Source organism: Milkweed yellows phytoplasma str. MW1 (assembly GCF_000309485.1).
GTDB lineage: Bacteria > Bacillota_I > Bacilli_A > Acholeplasmatales > Acholeplasmataceae > Phytoplasma.
On record NZ_AKIL01000152.1, the window covers coordinates 1 to 1,079 of the forward strand.

At 22.1% G+C, this 1,079-nt stretch carries 1 protein-coding gene; it reads right to left on the minus strand.

The window, feature by feature from the left end; translation table 11 throughout:
• Positions 1-882: IS3 family transposase (locus RI76_RS02725; RefSeq protein WP_017192618.1), on the minus strand; the 882-nt coding region annotated here is incomplete at its 3' end.
• Positions 883-1,079 lie beyond the last annotated feature (197 nt).

Genomic DNA, 1,079 nt, shown 5'->3' on the forward strand with positions numbered 1-1,079 from the left:
TTTTTTATTCCAAAAAGCAGGAAATTGATTAATTATTTTTTTTATTTTTGTTGAAGATTTTTGGAATAAAAAAGGATCGCGATAAAATAAAATACTTTTCATTTGGCCAAAAAAGTTTTCAATGACCGCGTTATCTCTAGGCGTTGCTTTGCGTGACATACTAATAAGAAAACCTTTTTTGGTTAAAATATGTTGGATTTTTAAAGATGGATAAACTGAACCTTGGTCAGAGTTGATAATACAAGAATTTTTTAGTTTCGGCATTTTTTTGATAGTATTTAAAACTAAATCTTTATTTTGGTGATGAGAAACATGAGAAGCGACTATTTGATTGTTAAAAGCGTCGATAATACAAGAAAAATATAAAAACCCTTCTTTAGTTTTAAAATAAGTAATGTCAGTAAAGAGTTTTTGCATGGGTTGGGTTGTTTTAAAATCTTGGTTAATTAAATTAGGAACTATTTTTAATTGAGATTTTAATTGTTGATAATGATATTTATTTTTTTTGCTTCTTAAACGACAACAAATCCCTTTTTCTTTCATGATGAGATAAACTTTTTTCTTAGTGATGGTTTCATTAAAGATTTTTTGATATAAATGAATGATTTTACGATGACCAAATAAATATTCATGCATTTGACATAAAGATTTAATGCGTTTTTGTTTTAAAAGATATTTTGCTTGTTTTAATTTTAATTTTTCTTTGATTTTTAACCAATAATAATAAGTACTTCGTTTAATTTGGATCGTTTTTAAAATAGTGGTTAAATTTAAATCATTTTGAAATTTTTCCACTAAATTAAAGATAATTTTTTTATCTATCTTTTCTATTTTTTTAATTATTTGTTGTAATAAGTTGATTTTTTGTTTTAATTTTTGCATCTTAACACCAATTTATCTTATATTTTTTTTCATTATATCAACAATTATAACTCTTTAAATATTTGATAACGCATTAAATAATTATTAATATTATTTTTGCATAATAGTATTTCCGTTTTATTTTTTATATTTTTTATTTAAAACACATACCTATAACTGGTAAGGCAGTTAATTTAAAAATTAAAGTTTATTTAATT